At 59.5% G+C, this 19,457-nt stretch carries 21 protein-coding genes; 9 read left to right on the forward strand and 12 right to left on the reverse strand.

Features of this window, described 5'->3' with window-relative positions:
- Positions 1-104: 104 nt before the first annotated feature.
- Genes Q0903_RS13595 through Q0903_RS13625 form a run of 7 tightly spaced genes read right to left on the reverse strand, consistent with a single transcriptional unit; the run spans position 105 to position 5,941 of the window.
- Positions 105-1,004 (reverse strand): DMT family transporter, encoded by a 900-nt coding sequence (locus Q0903_RS13595; protein WP_299416298.1) that lies wholly within the window; start codon positions 1,002-1,004, stop codon positions 105-107.
- Positions 1,001-1,795, reverse strand: coding sequence for an ABC transporter permease (locus Q0903_RS13600; protein ID WP_299416301.1), 795 nt, complete (start codon positions 1,793-1,795; stop codon positions 1,001-1,003). The genes Q0903_RS13595 and Q0903_RS13600 overlap by 4 nt, the downstream gene beginning before the upstream one ends.
- Complete coding sequence (locus Q0903_RS13605; protein ID WP_299416302.1) at positions 1,788-2,726, reverse strand: ABC transporter permease; 939 nt, start codon at positions 2,724-2,726, stop codon at positions 1,788-1,790. Before Q0903_RS13605 ends, Q0903_RS13600 begins: the two co-directional genes overlap by 8 nt.
- Entirely contained in the window at positions 2,723-3,448 is a 726-nt protein-coding gene (locus Q0903_RS13610) for a dipeptide/oligopeptide/nickel ABC transporter ATP-binding protein (RefSeq protein WP_299416305.1), read from the reverse strand. Before Q0903_RS13610 ends, Q0903_RS13605 begins: the two co-directional genes overlap by 4 nt.
- Entirely contained in the window at positions 3,442-4,125 is a 684-nt protein-coding gene (locus tag Q0903_RS13615) for an ATP-binding cassette domain-containing protein (RefSeq protein WP_299416308.1), read from the reverse strand. Before Q0903_RS13615 ends, Q0903_RS13610 begins: the two co-directional genes overlap by 7 nt.
- Complete coding sequence (locus Q0903_RS13620) at positions 4,122-5,645, reverse strand: ABC transporter substrate-binding protein (RefSeq protein ID WP_299416311.1); 1,524 nt, start codon at positions 5,643-5,645, stop codon at positions 4,122-4,124. The genes Q0903_RS13615 and Q0903_RS13620 overlap by 4 nt, the downstream gene beginning before the upstream one ends.
- On the reverse strand, positions 5,636-5,941 hold the full coding sequence (locus tag Q0903_RS13625) for a DUF6525 family protein (protein WP_299416313.1): 306 nt from the start codon (positions 5,939-5,941) through the stop codon (positions 5,636-5,638). The genes Q0903_RS13620 and Q0903_RS13625 overlap by 10 nt, the downstream gene beginning before the upstream one ends.
- Positions 5,942-6,046: 105 nt before the next feature.
- Between Q0903_RS13625 and Q0903_RS13630 the strand changes: the two genes are divergently transcribed.
- Entirely contained in the window at positions 6,047-6,451 is a 405-nt protein-coding gene (locus tag Q0903_RS13630; protein WP_299023575.1) for an Rrf2 family transcriptional regulator, read from the forward strand.
- A gap of 242 nt (positions 6,452-6,693) precedes the next feature.
- Here Q0903_RS13630 and Q0903_RS13635 read toward each other — a convergent pair whose 3' ends face one another.
- Positions 6,694-8,022, reverse strand: a complete 1,329-nt coding sequence (locus Q0903_RS13635; RefSeq protein WP_299416316.1) for a DEAD/DEAH box helicase — start codon at positions 8,020-8,022, stop codon at positions 6,694-6,696.
- Between the two features lie 289 nt (positions 8,023-8,311).
- Between Q0903_RS13635 and Q0903_RS13640 the strand changes: the two genes are divergently transcribed.
- The 6 genes from Q0903_RS13640 (at position 8,312) to Q0903_RS13665 (ending at position 12,739) form a co-directional block, all read left to right on the forward strand.
- Positions 8,312-9,028, forward strand: a complete 717-nt coding sequence (locus tag Q0903_RS13640; protein WP_299416318.1) for an NYN domain-containing protein — start codon at positions 8,312-8,314, stop codon at positions 9,026-9,028.
- Between the two features lie 62 nt (positions 9,029-9,090).
- The gene (locus tag Q0903_RS13645; protein ID WP_299416321.1) at positions 9,091-9,981 is read left to right on the forward strand and encodes a DMT family transporter; all 891 of its coding nucleotides are present in this window, start codon (positions 9,091-9,093) and stop codon (positions 9,979-9,981) included.
- A 55-nt stretch (positions 9,982-10,036) separates the two neighbouring features.
- Positions 10,037-11,311 carry a phosphopyruvate hydratase gene (gene eno, locus Q0903_RS13650; RefSeq protein ID WP_299416324.1) on the forward strand — a complete coding sequence of 425 codons (1,275 nt, stop codon included), beginning with the start codon at positions 10,037-10,039 and terminating at the stop codon, positions 11,309-11,311.
- A gap of 29 nt (positions 11,312-11,340) precedes the next feature.
- Positions 11,341-11,928: a hypothetical protein gene (locus Q0903_RS13655; RefSeq protein WP_299416326.1), complete on the forward strand. Its 588-nt coding sequence runs from the start codon at positions 11,341-11,343 to the stop codon at positions 11,926-11,928.
- Positions 11,925-12,437: a GNAT family N-acetyltransferase gene (locus Q0903_RS13660; protein WP_299416329.1), complete on the forward strand. Its 513-nt coding sequence runs from the start codon at positions 11,925-11,927 to the stop codon at positions 12,435-12,437. The genes Q0903_RS13655 and Q0903_RS13660 overlap by 4 nt, the downstream gene beginning before the upstream one ends.
- Entirely contained in the window at positions 12,434-12,739 is a 306-nt protein-coding gene (locus Q0903_RS13665) for a hypothetical protein (protein WP_299416332.1), read from the forward strand. Before Q0903_RS13660 ends, Q0903_RS13665 begins: the two co-directional genes overlap by 4 nt.
- Before the next feature lie 75 nt (positions 12,740-12,814).
- Here Q0903_RS13665 and Q0903_RS13670 read toward each other — a convergent pair whose 3' ends face one another.
- Positions 12,815-13,945, reverse strand: coding sequence for an anhydro-N-acetylmuramic acid kinase (locus tag Q0903_RS13670; protein WP_299416334.1), 1,131 nt, complete (start codon positions 13,943-13,945; stop codon positions 12,815-12,817).
- A 69-nt stretch (positions 13,946-14,014) separates the two neighbouring features.
- On the opposite strand from Q0903_RS13670, the gene tyrS reads away from it, so the two are divergent.
- The gene (gene tyrS, locus Q0903_RS13675; RefSeq protein ID WP_299416337.1) at positions 14,015-15,268 is read left to right on the forward strand and encodes a tyrosine--tRNA ligase; all 1,254 of its coding nucleotides are present in this window, start codon (positions 14,015-14,017) and stop codon (positions 15,266-15,268) included.
- Between the two features lie 63 nt (positions 15,269-15,331).
- Entirely contained in the window at positions 15,332-16,141 is an 810-nt protein-coding gene (locus Q0903_RS13680; RefSeq protein ID WP_299416339.1) for a GNAT family N-acetyltransferase, read from the forward strand.
- A gap of 135 nt (positions 16,142-16,276) precedes the next feature.
- Here Q0903_RS13680 and Q0903_RS13685 read toward each other — a convergent pair whose 3' ends face one another.
- The 3 genes from Q0903_RS13685 to bamE form a co-directional block, all read right to left on the reverse strand.
- Entirely contained in the window at positions 16,277-18,088 is a 1,812-nt protein-coding gene (locus tag Q0903_RS13685) for an ATP-binding cassette domain-containing protein (protein WP_299416342.1), read from the reverse strand.
- Between the two features lie 64 nt (positions 18,089-18,152).
- On the reverse strand, positions 18,153-18,878 hold the full coding sequence (locus tag Q0903_RS13690) for a GNAT family N-acetyltransferase (protein WP_299416786.1): 726 nt from the start codon (positions 18,876-18,878) through the stop codon (positions 18,153-18,155).
- A gap of 59 nt (positions 18,879-18,937) precedes the next feature.
- Complete coding sequence (gene bamE, locus Q0903_RS13695; protein WP_299023593.1) at positions 18,938-19,402, reverse strand: outer membrane protein assembly factor BamE; 465 nt, start codon at positions 19,400-19,402, stop codon at positions 18,938-18,940.
- Positions 19,403-19,457 lie beyond the last annotated feature (55 nt).

A 19,457-nucleotide genomic window follows, 5' to 3' on the forward strand; every position in this document is an offset into this window, starting at 1 on the left:
CAGACGCGAGGCTTTTATGGCGTCTCAAGATCAACTGCTGGTCGTCAAACGCACAGCCCGAGGTCTTTCTAAATTCCAAGGCTGGAAGGGGGTGCGCCCACTCGCTATGCCGCCTTGTCCCCTACCCGCTTGCTCTGTTCTGCTGCTGCCACAGCCGCGCCAAACAACACCAACGGCGCGGCCAACATAAAGCTCGTTGTCAAAGGCAAGCGAAAGATCAACAGGTCTGCCAGCAGTGGCCAAAGAAGTGCCAGATATTCGAATGGCGCCAGTCGGGTCGCTTCTGCGTAGCGGAATGCGAGGGTCATGGCGATATGCGCAAAACCGCCAAACAGGCCTGCGCCAATCAACAAGATAAGCGCCCAGCCATTCGGCATCACCCATCCCGAAGGCAGAGTGAACAAAGCCCCCAGCATTGAGGCCAGAACAAAGTACAGCGCGATTGAACCCGGACTTTCGGTGCGGTTCAGACGACGGACCATAATCAACGCAAGCGCGCCCAGAATTGCCGACAGCAAGGCCAGCACGAAGCCAAAAAGCCGCGCATCCTGAGCGCGGTTGGTTGCGATCTCGGGCCAAACCATCACCACAACACCCGCAAAGCCACAGACCAGACCGCCGATGCGCCAGACGGTCAACCGTTCACGCAGCAACAAAGCAGCAGCAATTGCCATAAATATCGGTGAAAGCTGTGCAATCAGAACAGCCTCGGCAATGTTAAGACGTGCAATAGACGCAAAGGAGGCGAACAGCGCCAATGCCCCCAGACCGGCCCGCAACATATGGTCAAAGGGCCGCTTAGTGGCCAGTCCTTGCGGAAACTCTCCACGCAGCCAAAGGAATATGATCAACGGGATGATGGCAAAGGCGGATCTGAAAAACACGATTTCGCCCAGCGGGATGTTCTCACTCACCGCTTTGACGCAAATCACCATCCCTGCAAACAAAACGCCCGATAACACGCGCAATATGATCCCTAGGCGGGGATTATCATCAGGCATCATGCGCCACGCTCCTGTTCTGCAAGGGCGTCGCGCAGGGCATCGCCCGTCAGGTTGATGGCCAGCACGCAACAGACAACCGCAAGGCCAGGCCAAATCATCTGTAGCGGGGTCGAGCGCATGTGGATACGCGCATCCAATAACATTGAACCCCATTCAGGCATGGGTGGCTGCACGCCAAACCCCAAAAACCCCAGCGCCGAAATGCCAAGAATGGCGCGGGCAAACATGCCTGTCCACACAACGGCCAATGACGGTAAGAGCGCCGGCAGATAATGCCAACGGGCGATCGCTACCGGCGACAAGCCAGCAAGCCTTGCTTGCACAACATAGCCACGCGATTGCAGCGACAGGCCGATGCCCCGTGCAACCCGCGCGTACCTCATCCAACCCGTTACCGTCAGCGCAAAGACCAGACTGGTTATGCTCGCGCCCAGCACCCCTGCAATAACAACGGCAGCGATCAGATCAGGGAACGCCAGAAACGTGTCCGTGGTGCGCATCAAAATCCAATCGGCCAGCCTGCCGCCTTGTGCGGCCAAAAGCCCCGCGAGGGTGCCAATGATCAGACCAATCACCGAGATCACAAAGGCAAGGCCCAGCGACCAGCGCGCGCCATGCAACAGCCGTGACAGGGTATCGCGTCCCAAGGCGTCAGTGCCCAAGAGCCACTGCGCATTTGGAGGGCTCAGACGGTTGGGAATGTTGATCTGGGTCGGATCATGCGGGGCCAGCCACGGGCCCGCGACCGCAAGCAGCAAAAGGCCCGCCGCCAGCACCCAAACACTACGCATTCTGCTCTCCGATCCGCGGATCAACGGCGCGGTACAGCAGATCAATCAGCAGATTGACGGTCACGAACAGCACCGCAGCAAGGAGGACAACAGCCTGCACTTTGGGAAAGTCGCGCGCCTCGATTGCAGTCACCAGAAAGCTGCCAAGGCCGGGGCGGGAGAAAATCACTTCAACCATCACAGCGCCTTCCAGCAGAAAGGCCAGTTCCAGCCCAAAGACGGTCACAACGGGGATCGCGGCATGCGGAGCAACGTGATCCCGTTCGATATCACGCGCAGCCACACCGCGCCGTCTGATAGCAGGCAGAAAGGGCTGATCGCGGGCCTCCAGAATACCCGACCTTAGAATGCGCGTCAGCGATGCGGCGACCCCCAGTCCCAAAGTCAGCGCAGGCAGCACGACATGCGCGGGGGTCCGCGCGCCCATGGCAGGCAGCCACCCCAGATGAACGGCAAACACCAAGATCAGCAACAGACCCAACCAATATGCAGGAATAGCCGCACCAATCGAGGCCAGCGCCACGGCAAAGCGGTCAAGCCAGCCGCGGGGTCGCCGCGTCGCGATGATCGCCAGCGGCACAGAGATGGCCACGCCGACCAACAGGCCGCCAAGCGCCAGTGGCACTGTGTATGATACCGCTGTCACTAGCTCTGGCCAGACATCGCGGCCCGTCACCGAAGACTGTCCAAAGTCCCCAACCAGCAGCGGTGCGATCCACGCCTGAAAAGCCGCCCAGAACCCTGCATCCAGACCAGCTTCGGCGCGAACCAGATCAACCACTTCGCGCGCGACAAGAGCGTCATACCGCGCGAGGGCGATTGCCAGTGCAGGGTCCCCTGGCGCGTGCCATAGCAGCGCAAAGGTCGCCAGTGCCGTCCCCGTCAGCACAACAACAGCGCGTAGCATCAGGCTGGCCAGCAGTCGGATCACGCGACACGCTCCAATGCGCCAAGCGCAAAAGCGGCGTCGCGCAGCGTTCGCCCATACGCGGATTGTGGTTCCTCGACAAATGCTTGCGCCGTGCTCAGCTCTTCAACACGGCCCGCACGCAGGACTACGATCCGGTCCGCATATGCTGCGGCATATCCCAGATCATGGGTCACGATAAGGGCAGCAAACCCCTCGTTTTGCTGCATCTGCGCTATCAGCCGCGCAGTGTGCTTTTGCGTCACCGCATCCAGTGCCGACAGCGGTTCATCAAACAAGACCAGCGGTGGCGCACCAATCAACGCACGCAGGATGCCCACACGCTGCGCTTGCCCGATAGAGACTTCGGACGGTCGGCGGTCCAGCAGATCAGGCGAAATTTCCAAACCACGGCAAAGGTACGCCAGCCTGCTCGGGTCTGCGGCGCGGCGTTGTGCCACCAGCGGTTCCAGGACCGAGCGGCGCAGCGACATGCGCGGGTTAAAAGCACTGCGGGGTTCTTGCATGACCAGCGCAGGACGGCACTGCCGAACGGGTGCCGCGTTCCATGTGACTGTGCCGCTATAACACGGCACCAATCCAAGGATCGCGCCGATCAATGTCGATTTACCCGCGCCGCTTTCCCCCACCACCGCAAGGGTTTCACCGGACCCAAGCGAGAATGACACGGCGTCGAGGGTGCGCGTGGTTGCCCGACGCACAGATATCCGGTCGACCTTCAACATGGCAGTTCCAGCCAGTTACGATGCGCGCAGAGCGATTTTGCGGCCTGTGTTTGCGGGGCAGACAACAGACGCGCCACGGCGGCGTCTTCGACAATCCGTCCCCCCTCCATCACCATCAGCCGTGTGACACGACGGGCAGCAAGGCCGAGGTCATGTGTAATCAGCAACAATGCGGTGGGTCGATCCGCCAGATAAACCTCCAGCAAGTCCATCGTGCTTGCCGCTACTACAGGGTCAAGGGCCGATGTCGGCTCGTCCAGTACCAATAGGTCTGGCGTGCCAATCAGGGCCATGGCGATGACAAAGCGTTGCTGCATCCCGCGGCTCCAGCCCCACGGGCGTTTGCGCAGGTCGCCGCCCTCGATGCGCAGCGCGATAAAAATCGTCTGCTGGCGTGCGGGATCAGGCGGCATGTTCAACGCCCGCTCTGCCTCGCGCCAGTGAAAAGCCATAGACCGTAACGGATCAAGCGCCTCGTCAGGGCTCTGGGGGACATGGGCGACGCTTTGCCCTTGCCAACGCAGCGCATCAATAAGCGCATGACCCAGCGTTGATTTACCCGACCCTGACGCGCCAACAAGCCCGACGCGGGTGGCGGGTTTGATGTTCACATCCGTAGCGTGCAGAATTGTGCGGCCCGAGCGTACCGCGCTCAGGCCGGTTGCGTATATCGTCATTCCGTCAAAGCAGTCTCATGGGTGATCCAATATGTCTCTGTCGGGTGAACGGCATAGCCCGTCAACCCTGCGCGGGCGACATTGGTCTGGCTGACGTGAAAGACGGGGATGATGGCCGCCTCAGCCGCGATGATTTTCTGTACGCGGTCATAGATTGCCTTGCGCCCTTCGGCATCAAATGTCGTGCGCCCGTCAGCCAGCAACTGATCCAGTTCAGCATTGGCATAGCCGCCCGCGTTCGAGCCACCTGTGGATTTCAGCAAAGCCTCCAATACGGCACCGGGGTCGCCCTGTGGTGTCGTCACCCATGCCTGCAAGAACATGTCGGCACTGCCATCTGCAATCGCATCATTACTGGCCCCGTACTCGCCCACGCGCACATTTGCCTTGACGCCAATGGCTTGCAGAAAGGCTTGGGTCAGCTCGGCTGTCGGGGCAAGGGCAGCACGGGAGGAATAGGTGACGATGTCGATTTCCAGTGGTGCGCCATCCACCATCCATGTACCGCCCTCTTTCACAGCGCCTGCCTCGGTCAGCAGCTGCTCGGCCAAGGCTGGGTCATAGACGGGCGCAATATCCGCCGCCCAGCCCATACCAGCGGGATAGACTGTTCCCGCAGGCACGCCACCCACGCCAGACAGCGCTGCCTGCACAATACCGTCGCGGTCAATTGCCGCTGATACAGCACGTCGAATGAGCGGATTTGCCATCGGGCCGCTTGCAGCGTTGACAGTGTAGAAATACAGCCGCGCCGTAGGGGCAGCAAATCCAAGCGCACCAGTTTCCTGAATACGGGCAAAGTCCGTCTCGGGGTAGTTGATCACCATATCCACTTCCCCCGCCTCGAATGCCAAAGCAGCCGCTGCGGGATCAGGGATGCCCACAACCCGCACCTCCTCCAAAGCAGGTGCGCCAAGGCGGTAATCTGTGTTCGCCTCAACACGGTAAAGCTGCTCGGGGATCGCTTCTTTGAACACAAATGGCCCAGTTGCGTTGATCGGGAACGCGTCCGAGGCGGTGCCAAGGACAGCAATCCCCGGGTCCGACAAGGTCCACGGAAATGCAGCATTGGGGGAATTCGTCTTGAACACAACACCAAGGTCACCCTCGGTGGAAACAGAGGCCAGATCAAGCAGGTTGGCAAGGCGCGCATTATAGCCCGCGTGGTTCTCATCAGAGATCGGCGCAATTGCATCCACAACTGCCTGTGCGGTCACAGGCGTGCCATCATGAAACGCCAACCCTTCGCGCAAAGAAATCCGCCATGTGGTCGCAGACACCTGCGCGATCCTTTCGGCCAGACGCGGATAGAGGTTCATCTCATAATCAATACCCATCAGGGTTTCTGTCACGCCGGTCTGGTTAGACATCCAACCGTTATAGCCTGCACGCGGGTCAGGCACCTCTGCCGTGGGACCAAAGCCAATGGAAACCGTAAGGCTGTTTTCTTGGGCCATAGCAGGCAACGCGGGGCTGAAAGCCATGAGGGTCGCAAGCGTAAGTCGTGTCATCAATGACATGGAGTGTTCCTTCGGGGTTCAGAAGTGGGCAGGATCGGCGCGGCAAAGCGATCTCGGGACAGTGTCTTGGCCTCGGCCTGTGACAGGGCTGACAGGGTTTCTTCGACACAAGCACCTTTGCTATGTGCTTTTTCCCAAAGACGGCGTGCAGACGCCGGTGACCATGGCAGGGCCGCCTGCCCCAGCCATTGGCGAAGCGGTGCAGGCAATGCATCATAGGTTTGCATCGGATCAGTCGCACGGCGCTTGCCGCGGAGGCTTGTTTGCCCCAGATTGCGTTTGTGGCGTGAAGACATCTTGTTCCCCGAGAGTTGAAGATATTCACTCACGCAACTAAAGAAGTTACGCAATACACGCAACAGCAAATGTTGCGTGAGGTGAGATTTGCTTGGAGAATAACCTTGAAGAGAAACAGTCGCCTATCTCTGGCCCTTCATACACTCAGTCATATGGCGGGGGAGCCGGACAAAATGCGCACCTCAGCCGATATCGCAGAGCACGCGGGCACCAATCCGGTGGTTGTCCGGCGGGTTCTGGGGCGGCTTCGCGAGGCGGGGCTGCTGACCTCGGAGAAGGGGCACGCGGGCGGCTGGCAGTTGGCGCGCGCGCCCGAAAAGATAACACTTGCCGATGTCTATCTCGCGCTGGACGAACGTATTGTTGCAAGCGATGAGAATAGCGATGCGCCGTCCTGCTCGGTCGAGCATGCGCTGCACAAGAGAGTTGCCGCCGTGCTGGAAGACGTCGAGAACAGCTTGGTACAAAAACTGAATGAAACCTCTATTTCAGAAGTCCGCGGTTCCTGAGATAGCCGGCGGAATAGATCACTTGATGGCGTGGCAACACGGATTGCATCACGGCGCGTGCGGACACAGGCAGCGCCACGGCACAAAACAGCCCATGTCTGGTATCGGCTGCAACTCCACAGACAATACAGCCTGTCTGCGCAAGCCGAGTTTAGTTGCAGTATAAATAATCAGTGAAACCGGTGCGATGCAGAGCTTTCCTGCGCCCGCACCATGTACGCGCGCAGAAAGAAATGCCTGCTTTAGCTGGCTCCGCCCGCAGGCTTGCCGCCACCGCCGCCGCTGCGCCGTCTGCGCCCGCCACCCGGTTTGCCAGCACCGCCGCCAGCAGGTCGGGCACCACCGCCCCCTTGGGGACGACCACCGCCACCTCCGCCGCCGCCACCACGACCACGGCCACCGCGCCCTTGCTGCTTTGGCTTGGCCGGAATTTCATGGCTCTCCCACACGCGGCCAGACGCCACAGGAATACGGATACCCATGACCTTCTGAATATCAATCAGCTCGCCCATCTCGTCGGGCGCGCAAAACGCAATCGCGGCACCGTCTTTGCCCGCACGCGCGGTCCGGCCAATACGGTGCACATAGTTGTCAGGCACGTTGGGCAGCTCATAGTTATAGACGTGCTTTACATCAGGTATATCCAGCCCCCGTGCAGCCACATCGGTGGCAACCAACACCGTGATGTCGCCCTTTTTGAACCCCTCAATCGCGCGGTCCCGCTGCCCTTGGGATTTATTCCCATGGATCGAGGCTGCATCGAAGCCAGCTTTCACCAGATCCTTCATCAGCTTTTCACACCCGTGCTTGGTGCGGCCAAAAACCAGCGCCCGCTCGCCCTTGTGCTTTTCCAGCAGTTCGATCAGCAGGGATTTCTTTTCTGCCTTGGCAATGAAATGCACCTCTTGCGTCACCTTGTCCGCCGCCTTGCCGGGGGGCGACACTTCGATGCGGATCGGGCTGTTCAGATAGCTGTTGGCGATCTCGTTCATCAGCTTTGGCATCGTCGCCGAGAAAAGAAACGTCTGGCGGTCCTTCGGGATCACTTGTGAAATCTTGCGCAGATCATGGATGAACCCCATGTCCAGCATCTGGTCGGCCTCGTCCAGCACCAGAAACTTGGCCTCGTCCAGACGCACGGCGCGGCGATCCATCAAATCCAGCAGACGGCCCGGTGTCGCCACCAGAATATCCACACCGCCATGCAGGCGTTTGATCTGTGTGTTGATGTTCTGCCCGCCCACAACCATCGCCACTTTGATCGGCGTGCTCTCGGCAAAGCTGCGCAGATTCACGCTGATCTGTGTGGCCAGCTCGCGGGTGGGTGCCAGCACAAGGCCGCGTACCGATTTGGGGTTCGGGCGGCCTTCCAGCTCCAGCATCCGCGCGATCAGCGGGATACCAAAGGCGGCCGTCTTGCCCGTGCCCGTCTGGGCCAGTCCCATCACATCGCGGCCATTCAGCCCGTGTGGTATTGCCTGTTTCTGGATTGGTGTCGGCTCGTTCAGGCCCATAGCGGCCAATCGTTTTACCAGAGCTGATGGCAGCTCCATCATGTCAAAATCGCTCATTAAGTCTCGTCTTCCATGCGCCCCACCGCAGTGCGGGCGCGTATCCGTGGTGCGCATGACACGATCGCAGGCGCGGACCAAACGTCCGGCACCTGTCGGCATGCGTCTGCCCCACGCGTGATTTTGGGAACAAAGGGCGGCCTTGCGTATGCGGATCACCGCAGCCTGCTCACGCGGCAGAAGGCTTGCCCTGACCCCCACATGGGGGCCGCGCGCCGATAAGTCAACTGCTATGGCAAAGCGCGACGCGGCGTCTTATCACCGCCCGACACATACAGGAGCCTCCCCCATGTCCAATCGCATAGACCCCGACCGCCCCCTGCTGGCGGTGTTGATAGATGCCGACAATATCTCGGCCAAACATGCCAAAGACATCTACGACGAGATCACAAAAATAGGCGAGCCCGCGCTCAGGCGCGTCTATGGCGATTGGTCCAAGGAAGAAATCAAAGGATGGAAAGATCCCATTCACGAGTTGGGGCTGGTCGCGCGTCAGGAAACCGCCAACACGACCGGAAAGAACGCCACAGACATCGGGCTGGTGATTGACGCGATGGATATCCTGCACTCTGGCAAGCTAAACACGTTCGTCATCGTCTCTTCGGACAGCGATTATACTGCACTCGTCAACCGCCTGCGCGAGGACGGTCGCGAAGTTATCGTTATCGGCAACGCAAAGGCCAACGACGCGCTCAAGAATGTGTGCAACCGCTTTGTCCAAATCGAAAACCTGTCTACGAAAAGTGAAGGTACCACGGCGACAAAAGCTAAATCCAAACAGGATCTGAATCAGGCCTATCAACTGATCTGCAACGCAATAAGCCGCTGTGAGACCGAAGAAGAGTGGGTTTCACTAAGTGCAATCGGAAAGAATTTGCGTGCCATGCGTCCCGACTTTGATCCGCGCACCTACGGCTTTGCCAAACTCAGCGGATTGGTAAAGGCGATGCCGCGCCTGCAGTTCGCCAACAAAGACAACCACCCTCGCGTCAAGATCAAAAACTAACCCCCTTGCACCGCGCCCCCCAAAGGCGCATCACGCCGCCACACCCCAACCGGAGCTTTCCCATGGACAACCTGCGCGGCGCGATCTTCATGGTGCTGGCCATGCTCGGCTTCGCGATCGAAGACAGCTTTATCAAAATGATGGGCGATGCCCTGCCAATCGGTCAGATTCTGTTCATGTTGGGTGTGGGCGGTTCGGCCATATTTGCCGTGATCGTGCTGATACAGGGCCGCGCGCTGTTCGAACGTGCAATGCTCACAGGCCCCGTCATCCTGCGCGGCGTGGGCGAGATTATTGGCACCATGTGCTTTATCTCGGCCATTGTCTTTACCCCGCTCTCTACCGCTTCCGCTATCTTGCAGGCCACACCACTTGTCGTCACGCTGGGGGCTGCCCTCTTTCTGGGCGAAGCTGTCGGCTGGCGCAGATGGGCGGCCATTGCCGTTGGCTTTATGGGCGTGCTGATGATCATCCGCCCGGGGCTTGAAGGCTTTTCGCCTCTGTCGCTCTTTGCGCTTGGCGGTGTTCTGGGTCTTGCGCTGCGCGACATCGCCACGCGAAAGGTGCCACAAACACTCTCCACCATGCAGCTCAGCTTTCTGGGCTTTCTGGTGTTGATCCCCGCAGGCCTCATGCTGCTGCCGGTCACGGGCCAGCCGCTCGCCGCGCTTGACCTGCGCCTGACCGCCCTGATCATCGCCTCCATCACCATCGGTGTTTTTGCCTATTATGCCATCGTCGCCGCCATGCGCGTGGGCGAAGTCAGTTTTGTCAGCCCTTTCCGCTATTCGCGCCTGATCTTTGCGCTGTTCATCGGCATGGTCTTTTTCGATGAACGCCCCGACATCTGGACACTGCTGGGGGCGGCTATCATCGTGGCCTCTGGCATTTATACCGTTTTGCGTGAGCGCAAACAGCGCCTCAAAGCCACCCTCAGCCCTTCCAAACCCTGAGCGCCGCCTATAAGACGGGGCGAAATTCACCGATCTGCCCTTCAGGAGCGCCCTCATGAGCACCATCATCGACATTCACGCCCGCGAAATCCTCGACAGCCGTGGCAACCCCACAGTCGAGGTCGATGTGATCCTGGAGGATGGCACAATGGGCCGCGCGGCCGTACCATCTGGTGCCTCCACAGGCGCACACGAAGCGGTAGAGAAGCGCGATGGCGACAAAACCCGCTATTTCGGCAAGGGCGTGCTGGAAGCATGTGCCGCCGTAAATGGCGAGATCGCAGGCGCGCTGGTCGGCATGGATGTAACCGAGCAAGTCGATCTGGACGAAGCCATGATCGAACTTGACGGCACCGCAAACAAATCACGCCTCGGTGCCAATGCGATCCTTGGTGTCTCGCTCGCCTCGGCCAAGGCAGCGGCCGATTTCTGCACCCAGCCCCTGTATCGCTATGTCGGCGGCACCTCTGCGCGCGTTTTGCCCGTCCCGATGATGAACATCATCAACGGGGGCGAGCATGCCGACAACCCTATCGACATTCAGGAATTCATGATCATGCCCGTCGCTGCGGACAACATCCGCGAGGCCGTGCGCATGGGGGCCGAGGTTTTTCATACGCTCAAGAAAGAGCTGTCGGATGCAGGTCTGGCCACAGGTGTGGGCGATGAGGGCGGCTTTGCCCCCAACATCAGCTCTACCCGTGACGCGCTTGATTTCATTTTGAAATCCATCGAAAAGGCGGGCTACAAACCCGGCGAGGAGATCTACCTCGCGTTGGATTGTGCCGCCACCGAATACTACAAGGACGGCGCGTATGTCCTGAGTGGTGAAGGCAAAACCCTTACATCGGACGAAAACGTCGCCTATCTGCAATCGCTGGTAAACGACTACCCCATCATCAGCATCGAAGACGGCATGTCCGAGGATGACTGGGAGGGCTGGATCGCCCTGAACGCCGCGATCGGCGACAAGGTGCAATTGGTTGGCGATGATCTGTTCGTCACCAACCCCGCCCGTCTGGCCGATGGCATCAAACGCCGTGCGGCAAACTCCATGCTGGTAAAAGTCAACCAGATCGGCAGCTTGACCGAAACACTTCAAGCCGTAGACATGGCCCACCGCGCAGGGTTCACCAACGTGATGTCCCACCGCTCGGGCGAGACCGAGGATGCCACCATCGCCGACCTCGCTGTCGCCACCAATTGCGGCCAGATCAAAACAGGCAGCCTCGCGCGCTCCGACAGGCTGGCGAAATACAACCAGTTGATCCGCATCGAGGAAGCACTGGGCGAAACCGCGCAATACGCGGGCCGCAGCATCCTCAAGTAAACTTGGACCGCGCGGAATTCTGTTGGACTGTGGGGGATACGCTCTCCCACTTCACACCCGCCGAAAATCTGGGCGGCATCAAGGCTCTGGGTCTGATGCCGCCTGCGATGCTGGCAAAACGCGCGGGCATTGATCCTGCATCGATAACCCTGCGCAGCACACCTGTTGAATTCGCCATCAAAGGCCGCAGTGTCCGCTTGAACCATCAAAAGCCCTTGCTTGCTGGCCGCCGCAAGGCTGACAGGTTTCTTGATGGCCATACTCTGGAAAGCTGGGCAGCCCAGCTCGATACCCGCATATTCCTCTGGCGTGGCCAACAGGGCGATGCCTTCGCACGCAGCCTCCCCAGCGATATGCACCGCTTTGATTTTGATGCAGCCACGCTCTATGATCTCTACCGCGATCACATCTGGCTCAGCCCGATCAACAGCGGCAGCGCGATGCGCAAACCCGCATTGCGCGGCGACTGGATCTACGTCAGTGCAAACGCCACGCGCCGCGAATTCCTCCACAACCGGCGCACAGACGAACAAAGACACTTTATCAACGACCGCGTGAAAGAAATCTCACTCACCTGCCCCATTCCGCCAGATATGCTGAAGGTACTGCGTAAATGACCCTCATACGCCCCGCGACCACCCCCGACGACCTGTCCGCCGTGCGTGCGCTGTGCTGGGGCTACCGCGAACATCTTTTGGGGGTCTCCCCCATCGATGCCCAAATCACCGAGACTTTTTACCCCGTCCCCAAATACGAGGCGCTGATGGACAGGCTTGATGCGGAACACGCGCGCCCGAACGGGATCATTCTGCTGGCCGAAGTGAACGGAGAGCCCGCAGCCTGCGTGATGACCTACGCGCTGGATCAGCAAACAAGCGAGATCAAGCGCCTTTATGTAGCCCCCTTTGCACGCGGCCACGGCATCGCCCGCAAACTGGTCACCGCCTGCACAAAGCAAGCCCGCAGCGACGGCTTTTATCGCACGGTGCTGGATACTTCTGTCAGCCTGACAGCTGCCCGCAGGCTTTACGAAGGTATGGGCTTCAGCCAACGTGGACCCTATCAACCCATTCCCGAAGCTGTCCTGCCCCACCTGCTGTTCTACGAAAAAGACCTGACCCTATGACGCGGAAACAATTCATCGCCATCACCGGCATCACCCTGCTTGCCGCACTTGCCCTGTTCGATACCACACGCCAACGGGCCGAGGCGGTTTCGGCGACCGTGCTGAACGTCACCAGCACATTGCCCGATGCCGGTGCCGATCCGTGGCACGTGTCGGTGGCCATGCCTGACCAAACGCAGGTCTTTACAGCGCCGCAACTTGCACGCCCCACCGTCATGAAAGGCCAATCCGTCTGTCTGCGTGTCATCTCGCGCCGCTTTGGTCGCACCAGATACGAGATCGCTGCAGATAAACCCTGTTGATCGCGCGCTAAACGCAGCCCCGCGCGCCAGACAAAACATGTCATGCGCGCCAGCGCTCCTTTGGATCAAACCCGCTTATGCTGCGCTGAGTGGTACACTCACCGTGCCGCCGCCCACTGCAGCGCGCACGCCCGTGGTTCCCGCACAACTCGTCGGCAGCCCCCGTGCAACGCGCACCGCCAGATAGGCAAAGGCCTGCGCCTCCAACATATCACCGTCCAGACCTACCTCTTCGATGGCCTCCACAGGACAATCCAGCGACACTTCAAGCATTTGCATTAGAACAGGGTTGCGCCGTCCGCCTCCTGTGACCAGCACACGGGCAGGCGCGGATGGACAATGCTGCATCGCTTCCGCCACACCTGCGGCACACATGGCCGTCAGCGTGGCCGCCGCATCCGCGTCCGACAACTCCCGCACCAATGCGACCATTTCAGCAAAATCATTGCGGTCCAGTGATTTGGGCGGCATACGCGCGAAATACGGCTCGGCCAGAAACAACTCCAACGCGCCCGTCTCGACGGTGCCGCCACGTGCCACGGCGCCGTCCTTGTCATAAGCCAGCCCAAGCCGTTCCTGCATAAGATCGTTTATTGGCGCATTTGCGGGCCCCGTATCAAAGGCCAGCAAAGCCCCTTGCGTCTGCGGTGCCACCACGCGCGGATCAACCCACGTCAGGTTTCCGACCCCGCCAAGGTTCAGAAACGCGACAGGCTCCTGCGCCCCCACATACCGCGCACAAGCGTGGTGGAAAAACGGCGCAAGCGGCGCGCCCTCCCCGCCAAGGCTCACATCGGCGCTGCGAAAATCCCAAACCACAGGCACGCCCAATTGCGCCGCCAGCATCGCACCATCGCCTACCTGCAACGTCCCGAGGGTGCGCGGCGCATGGGCCAGCGTCTGGCCGTGAAACCCGACCAGATCCACATCCATAAAGTCGCGTAGAATTTTCAGATGCGCGGCCTCCACCACCTCGGTTGCGGCCTCAACCGCAACGCCCGACCACTGGCCAAGCCCCTGCGCAATCACTGCCCGCTCGTCGACGCTATAGTCGCGAAAGGCACTGCGCCCGAAATCGGTGATGTCATGCCCGTCAGTCCGCAGCACAGCCACGTCGACTCCGTCCAGAGATGTGCCCGACATCGCCCCCGCAGCCGTCACCACGCCCGTCTTCGCTATGGCTCTCTTGCTCGCGCCGCCGCTCATATTCTTGCCTTTTCCTTTGGCCCTGCTCGCCCTATAGATGCCCTGCAATTTATGCTGAGGGCAAGCGCCATGACATACCATCCCAAATCAGATTTCGTCGCCGTTATGATGGAGCGTGGCTTCCTTGCCGATTGCACCGATTATCAAGGCCTCGACGAGGCGCTGCTCAAAGGGGCCATGCCCGGCTATATCGGCTTTGATGCCACAGCCAAATCCCTGCACGTAGGCTCTCTGATCCAGATCATGATGCTGCGCTGGCTGCAAAAGACAGGCGGCAAGCCGATCACCCTGATGGGCGGCGGCACCACCAAAGTGGGCGATCCGTCCTTTCGCGCCGACGAGCGCCCCCTGCTGACACCCGAGCAGATCGACGACAACATCGCCGGCATCAAAAAGGTCTTCAGCGCCTACTTGACCTATGGCGATGGCGACACAGATGCGATGATGATCAACAACGCGGAATGGCTGGACGGATTGAACTACCTCGAATTCCTGCGCGACATCGGGCGGCATTTCTCCATCAACCGCATGCTGGCCTTCGAGAGCGTAAAGTCACGGCTGGACCGCGAACAGTCGCTGAGCTTTCTCGAATTCAACTACATGATCCTGCAAGCCTACGACTTTATGGAGCTGCACCGCCGCTATGGCTGCATCCTTCAAATGGGCGGCAGCGACCAGTGGGGCAACATCGTAAACGGCATCGACCTGACCCGCCGCGTTATCGATGGCGAAGTCTACGGCCTGACGTCCCCGTTGCTCACAACTTCGGACGGCAAGAAAATGGGTAAAAGCCAATCGGGGGCCATCTGGCTCAACCCCGATATGCTGTCGCCATATGAGTTCTGGCAGTTCTGGCGCAACACCACCGACGCAGATGTAGGCCGCTTCCTCAAGCTCTATACAGAACTGCCCGTGGAAGAATGTGACCGCCTCGGCGCGCTTCAAGGCTCCGAGATTAACGAGGCCAAGATCAAGCTCGCCAATGAAGTGACAAGCCTGCTGCATGGCGCAGATGCTGCCGCCGCCGCCGAGGCGACAGCCCGCGAAGTCTTTGAAAAAGGCGGGGTGGGAGATGATCTGCCAACGCTCACCCTCACCGCAGAAGAGGTTGGCGACGGCATTTCGATCGTTCAGCTCATTGTGAAATCGGGCCTCGCAGGTTCGGGCAAAGAGGCCAAGCGCCTGATCTCGGACAATGGTGCGCGCCTTGATGATGCCCCGCTGACCGATGCGGGGATGATGCTGGGCGCAGACGCACTGGCCACACCAATCAAACTGTCGGCTGGCAAAAAACGCCATGCATTGGTGCAGTTAGGCGGCTGAATACATAGCGGGGTCAAAGCAAGGTTAATCCCGCTTTAACCCCGCACGGCCCACAAAGGGGGTATGTTTGATACATCGCCCCCGCCTACCGATCATGCGCTGATGCAAGACAGCGCCTTTGCCACCGCCCTGACACTCTGCGGCGGCACGCCTTTGCGGCTGCCTTCGGGGCTGCTGTTACTGGCACGCAGCGTGGTAGGTGTTCCCATCCTCATGCTGCCGCGTGCTGCACCACCCGCAGATCTGCACGCGCAACTCACACAAGCAGGTGTCGCCCGCAGACCGCTTATTCTCTCTCCCGAACAGCCCTGCGCGATGCCGCGTGCCGTTAGGATCAGCCCGCCACGCAGCCTGCTCTCTCTTGATCTGAGAACCAGTAAAGAAACCCGCCGCGCCGCCCTGCACCAGAAATGGCGCAACCAATTGCGCCGCGCCGAAAATAGCGCGCTGCGTCTGCGCATCCGCCCCCTGTCGCCCGATCATCCGGTTCTGGACCTTGAGACCGACCAAGCCCGCACCCGCCGCTATCAAAACTGGCCGCCCGCTCTGACAGCCGCCTTTGTCCAAGCGGCGCCTGCGCAAACGCTGCTGTTCACCGCATTGCTGCGCGGATACGAAGTGGCGCATATGCTGTTTCTGACCCATGGCACCCGCGCGACCTATCACATCGGCCATACAACCGATGCAGGGCGCAGCAGCCATGCGCATAATCTGATCTTGTGGGAAGCAATGCAGCATCTACATGCCGCGGGCATCACTAGGCTTGACCTCGGCCCGCAGACCACACAGCAGATTGACCGCTTCAAATGTCGTGCCGGTGCAAAGGTACAATCCACTGGCGGTACATGGCTTCGCTGGGCAGTCTTGGGTTAGATAACGCGCGGCAATCGCCAAGCAGATCGAGATTTAGAAAATTCTTATGCACGCGGCTGTCCTACCACGAAAGGGCGTCTGCCGCACGGTGTACAGGGGGTGTACAGGCGGTGTACGCAAAACACCCCCCTGAAATCAGCTGCTCGCCTTCTCTTCCAGCAGCAGCCATTCTTCCTCGGCATCGCTGAGTTTTTCGTGCCGCTGGACCAACGCATCGCTCGCCTTTTGAAACTTCGCAGGCTGTTCTGTGAACAAGGCTGGATCGCCAAGCAATTCTTCCAGTTTGGCAATCTCGGCGCCCAACCGTTCGATTTCTGCGGGCAAAGCCTCTAGACGGTGCTTCTCGGTAAAGCTGAGGCCCTTTTGTGCCTTAGCTTCTTTTTGCGTGACTTTTTGGGCAGAACCTTTTGGTTTCACGACACTTTCCGAGAAATCCTCCATCCCGCGCTGTGCCAGATAATCGCTCCAACCGCCTGCATAAACAGTGGCCTTGCCGTCACCTTCCATAGCGATAGTCGTGGCCGCAACACGGTCGAGAAAGTCGCGATCGTGGCTTACCAGAATAACGGTCCCGTCGTAGCTGCCCAGCAATTCTTGCATCAAATCAAGGGTTTCAACATCCAAATCGTTTGTAGGTTCGTCAAGGACCAGCAAATTGCTTTCCCGCGCCATCAGTTTAGCCAGCAGCAGACGCGCCTTTTCGCCACCTGACAAAGACCGGACCGGCGCACGCGCCTGTGCCTCGTCGAACAGAAATTCTTTAAGGTATCCAACAACATGCTTGGGATTCCCGCGCACCAAGATCTGGTCTGCCTTGCCCGATACACGCATCTCGGGATCACCTGTCAGGCTATCCCACAAGGTCATATCGCCATCCAACTGCGCCCGCGCCTGATCAAACAGTGCAAGGGCCAAATTGGTGCCGATCTTGACCTCGCCACTGTCGGGCTGTTCCTTGCCGATCAACATGTTCAGCAGCGTGGTTTTGCCTACGCCGTTTGGTCCTACGAGGGCGATCCTGTCACCACGGTTTACCGTCAGCGAGAAGTCATGCAGGATCACCTTATCGCCAAAGACCTTCGTGATATTAAAGGCTTCCATGACCTTACGGCCAGACTTTGGCCCCGCTTCCAGCGCCATCGCCGCCGTGCCCTGACGCTTGATCTGGCCTGCGCGCTCGGCCCGCAATTCCTGCAAGGCCCGCACGCGGCCCTGATTGCGCTTGCGCCGTGCGCTGATGCCTTCAACCGCCCACCGCGCTTCCGCCTTGATCTTGCGGTTGAGCTTGTGGCGTTGCATGTCCTCTTCTTCCCAGATCTGGTCACGCCATGCTTCAAACCCTTGAAAACCGATCTCTTGTCGGCGCACGGCGCCACGATCAATCCAAAGGGTCGCACGGGTCAGCGCGTTCAGAAATGCACGGTCGTGGGAGATAATGACGTAGGCAGCACGGGTCGATTTCAACTCGTCCTCGAGCCACGCGATGGCCTCAATGTCGAGGTGGTTCGTCGGCTCGTCCAGCAGCATCAGCTCGGGCGACAGCGCCATCAGGCGCGCCAGCGCCGCGCGCCGCCGCTCTCCACCAGAGGCAGTTGCAACGGGGCGCTCCGGATCAAACTTGAGACCTTCGCCAGCCCGCTCAACCTTGTATAGTTCCCCTGGCTCAAGGCCGTGGGAAGCAAAGTCGCCCAATGTCTCGAACCCAGTCAAATCAGGGTCTTGTTCCATGTAGCCGACGCTAACACCCGGACCCGCAGTGACCATACCACTGTCTGCTTCAACCAGTCCCGCCATGACTTTCATCAAGGTCGATTTGCCAGAGCCATTGCGCCCCACCAATGCCAATCGGTCGCCCGGTTGGACGACAAGACCGAGGTCTTCAAATACAGGATCACCGCCAAATGTGAGGGCGATATCGGAGAGCTGGAGAAGGGGTGCGCGTGCCATACGAGCCGCCTAAAGCCCGCGCGCCAAAACGTCAATCAGACAAAAAGGCAATCACTCCTCCGTGCTATGACAACAGCGCACGTAACAGCGTTTTACGGGCCGGTGAAATTGATCCGATTTCCAGTCCGGTGAAGACGTGCAGCGTGTTCATCTGGTGGTCGATGACCGCATGATCGCTGACCCATCCGCCCATCATCAGATATGTGCGCAGCAAAGGCGGCATCGCCGCATTGGCCTGTTTCAGATCGGGTTTGTCGTGCAATTCTAATGCATAATCAAAGACATGCTCGGCCTTGATCTGCGGCGACCAGCGCGCTGGTGCCAAGTGACGCGCTTTGAGCAATGCAAAGGCATCCAGATAGGGTGCAGCCTGCGTGCCCTGAAAGGACGAACAGCCAAACAGCAGCTTTATTCCCGCCTCATCGACATAGGCGGTCAGCGCGGCCCAAGCGATGCGCAAGACGTCGGGATCGCTGAGCGCGGGATCGATGCAAAAACGGCCCAGCTCCAGCATAGAACCCGGATAGGCGGTAAGGGCCGACAGATCATAAAACTGTGCGGCATAGCTCTGTGGCAGTTGCACGCCGTCCAAAAGCGCCATGCGAAAAGTCGCCACAATCGCACAGGTCTGTACATTCTCGACGATGACTTGTGTCGCTGCCGCGTCAAAGGCGTCTGCAACGCCCCCTGCCGCACCAAAGCACAGCCCGCGCAGCGTTAATGCTGCGGCCCTGTCCGCGCCCGATTGCGCAACACGCACGGTATATCTGCCTTTGCTAAGCGGTTTCATCGCGTCCCCGAGCGGAGTGCTGCGCCGCACAGATGCCACGCGCTCCTCCTTGTATGGGATCAGCCTGCCAACCCTGCGGGGTTAAACCGGCCAAGATTGCCCAGCAGCTGGCGCAAAAAGCCTGTATTGCTGACACCGGATGTTGTCACACGGCGTGCCAACGGCACGACTTGCCCGCGCTCCAGCCCGAACCGCTCGATGTTGCTGACAACGCCCGCGCTGTCAAAACTGATGGCAAGCACCTGACGCTCCACCACCTTGGGGGCCAAAGCGCCAAAGGTACGCTGGCGGCTGCGAACATAGTAAAAGCCACTGTCGTTGACGACGCCCGCTGTTGCTGGCGTCCCAATCGTTTCTTCAACCGAAGCGCGTGTATCGACACCGACGACGATCTGGTCCAGCTCTTCTTGCGGCGGGATATACCCGTGGTTTACGTATTGTGGGCTGCAGGCCGAAATGCCTCCGACCAGCACCGCACCCAGCAGCAACCGCCGCGCATGCATCGTGTAATTCGAGTTACCCATGGTGCTGCCCCTTGCCCTTAACCTGTATGGCTTTTATCTCGCATATACCAAATGC

Source organism: uncultured Sulfitobacter sp. (assembly GCF_947502895.1).
Taxonomy (GTDB): domain Bacteria; phylum Pseudomonadota; class Alphaproteobacteria; order Rhodobacterales; family Rhodobacteraceae; genus Sulfitobacter.

What these genes read in the sequence shown, in the direction of transcription:
- Q0903_RS13595 (WP_299416298.1), bottom strand. Translation starts at nt 1,004, where the DNA reads ATGATGCCTGATGATAATCCCCGCCTAGGGATCATATTGCGCGTGTTA.
- Q0903_RS13600 (WP_299416301.1), bottom strand. Translation starts at nt 1,795, where the DNA reads ATGCGTAGTGTTTGGGTGCTGGCGGCGGGCCTTTTGCTGCTTGCGGTC.
- Q0903_RS13610 (WP_299416305.1), bottom strand. Translation starts at nt 3,448, where the DNA reads ATGTTGAAGGTCGACCGGATATCTGTGCGTCGGGCAACCACGCGCACC.
- Q0903_RS13615 (WP_299416308.1), bottom strand. Translation starts at nt 4,125, where the DNA reads ATGACGATATACGCAACCGGCCTGAGCGCGGTACGCTCGGGCCGCACA.
- Q0903_RS13620 (WP_299416311.1), bottom strand. Translation starts at nt 5,645, where the DNA reads ATGTCATTGATGACACGACTTACGCTTGCGACCCTCATGGCTTTCAGC.
- Q0903_RS13625 (WP_299416313.1), bottom strand. Translation starts at nt 5,941, where the DNA reads ATGTCTTCACGCCACAAACGCAATCTGGGGCAAACAAGCCTCCGCGGC.
- Q0903_RS13635 (WP_299416316.1), bottom strand. Translation starts at nt 8,022, where the DNA reads ATGAGCGATTTTGACATGATGGAGCTGCCATCAGCTCTGGTAAAACGA.
- Q0903_RS13640 (WP_299416318.1), top strand. Translation starts at nt 8,312, where the DNA reads ATGTCCAATCGCATAGACCCCGACCGCCCCCTGCTGGCGGTGTTGATA.
- Q0903_RS13645 (WP_299416321.1), top strand. Translation starts at nt 9,091, where the DNA reads ATGGACAACCTGCGCGGCGCGATCTTCATGGTGCTGGCCATGCTCGGC.
- eno (WP_299416324.1), top strand. Translation starts at nt 10,037, where the DNA reads ATGAGCACCATCATCGACATTCACGCCCGCGAAATCCTCGACAGCCGT.
- Q0903_RS13660 (WP_299416329.1), top strand. Translation starts at nt 11,925, where the DNA reads ATGACCCTCATACGCCCCGCGACCACCCCCGACGACCTGTCCGCCGTG.
- Q0903_RS13665 (WP_299416332.1), top strand. Translation starts at nt 12,434, where the DNA reads ATGACGCGGAAACAATTCATCGCCATCACCGGCATCACCCTGCTTGCC.
- Q0903_RS13670 (WP_299416334.1), bottom strand. Translation starts at nt 13,945, where the DNA reads ATGAGCGGCGGCGCGAGCAAGAGAGCCATAGCGAAGACGGGCGTGGTG.
- tyrS (WP_299416337.1), top strand. Translation starts at nt 14,015, where the DNA reads ATGACATACCATCCCAAATCAGATTTCGTCGCCGTTATGATGGAGCGT.
- Q0903_RS13680 (WP_299416339.1), top strand. Translation starts at nt 15,332, where the DNA reads ATGTTTGATACATCGCCCCCGCCTACCGATCATGCGCTGATGCAAGAC.
- Q0903_RS13685 (WP_299416342.1), bottom strand. Translation starts at nt 18,088, where the DNA reads ATGGCACGCGCACCCCTTCTCCAGCTCTCCGATATCGCCCTCACATTT.
- Q0903_RS13690 (WP_299416786.1), bottom strand. Translation starts at nt 18,878, where the DNA reads ATGAAACCGCTTAGCAAAGGCAGATATACCGTGCGTGTTGCGCAATCG.
- bamE (WP_299023593.1), bottom strand. Translation starts at nt 19,402, where the DNA reads ATGGGTAACTCGAATTACACGATGCATGCGCGGCGGTTGCTGCTGGGT.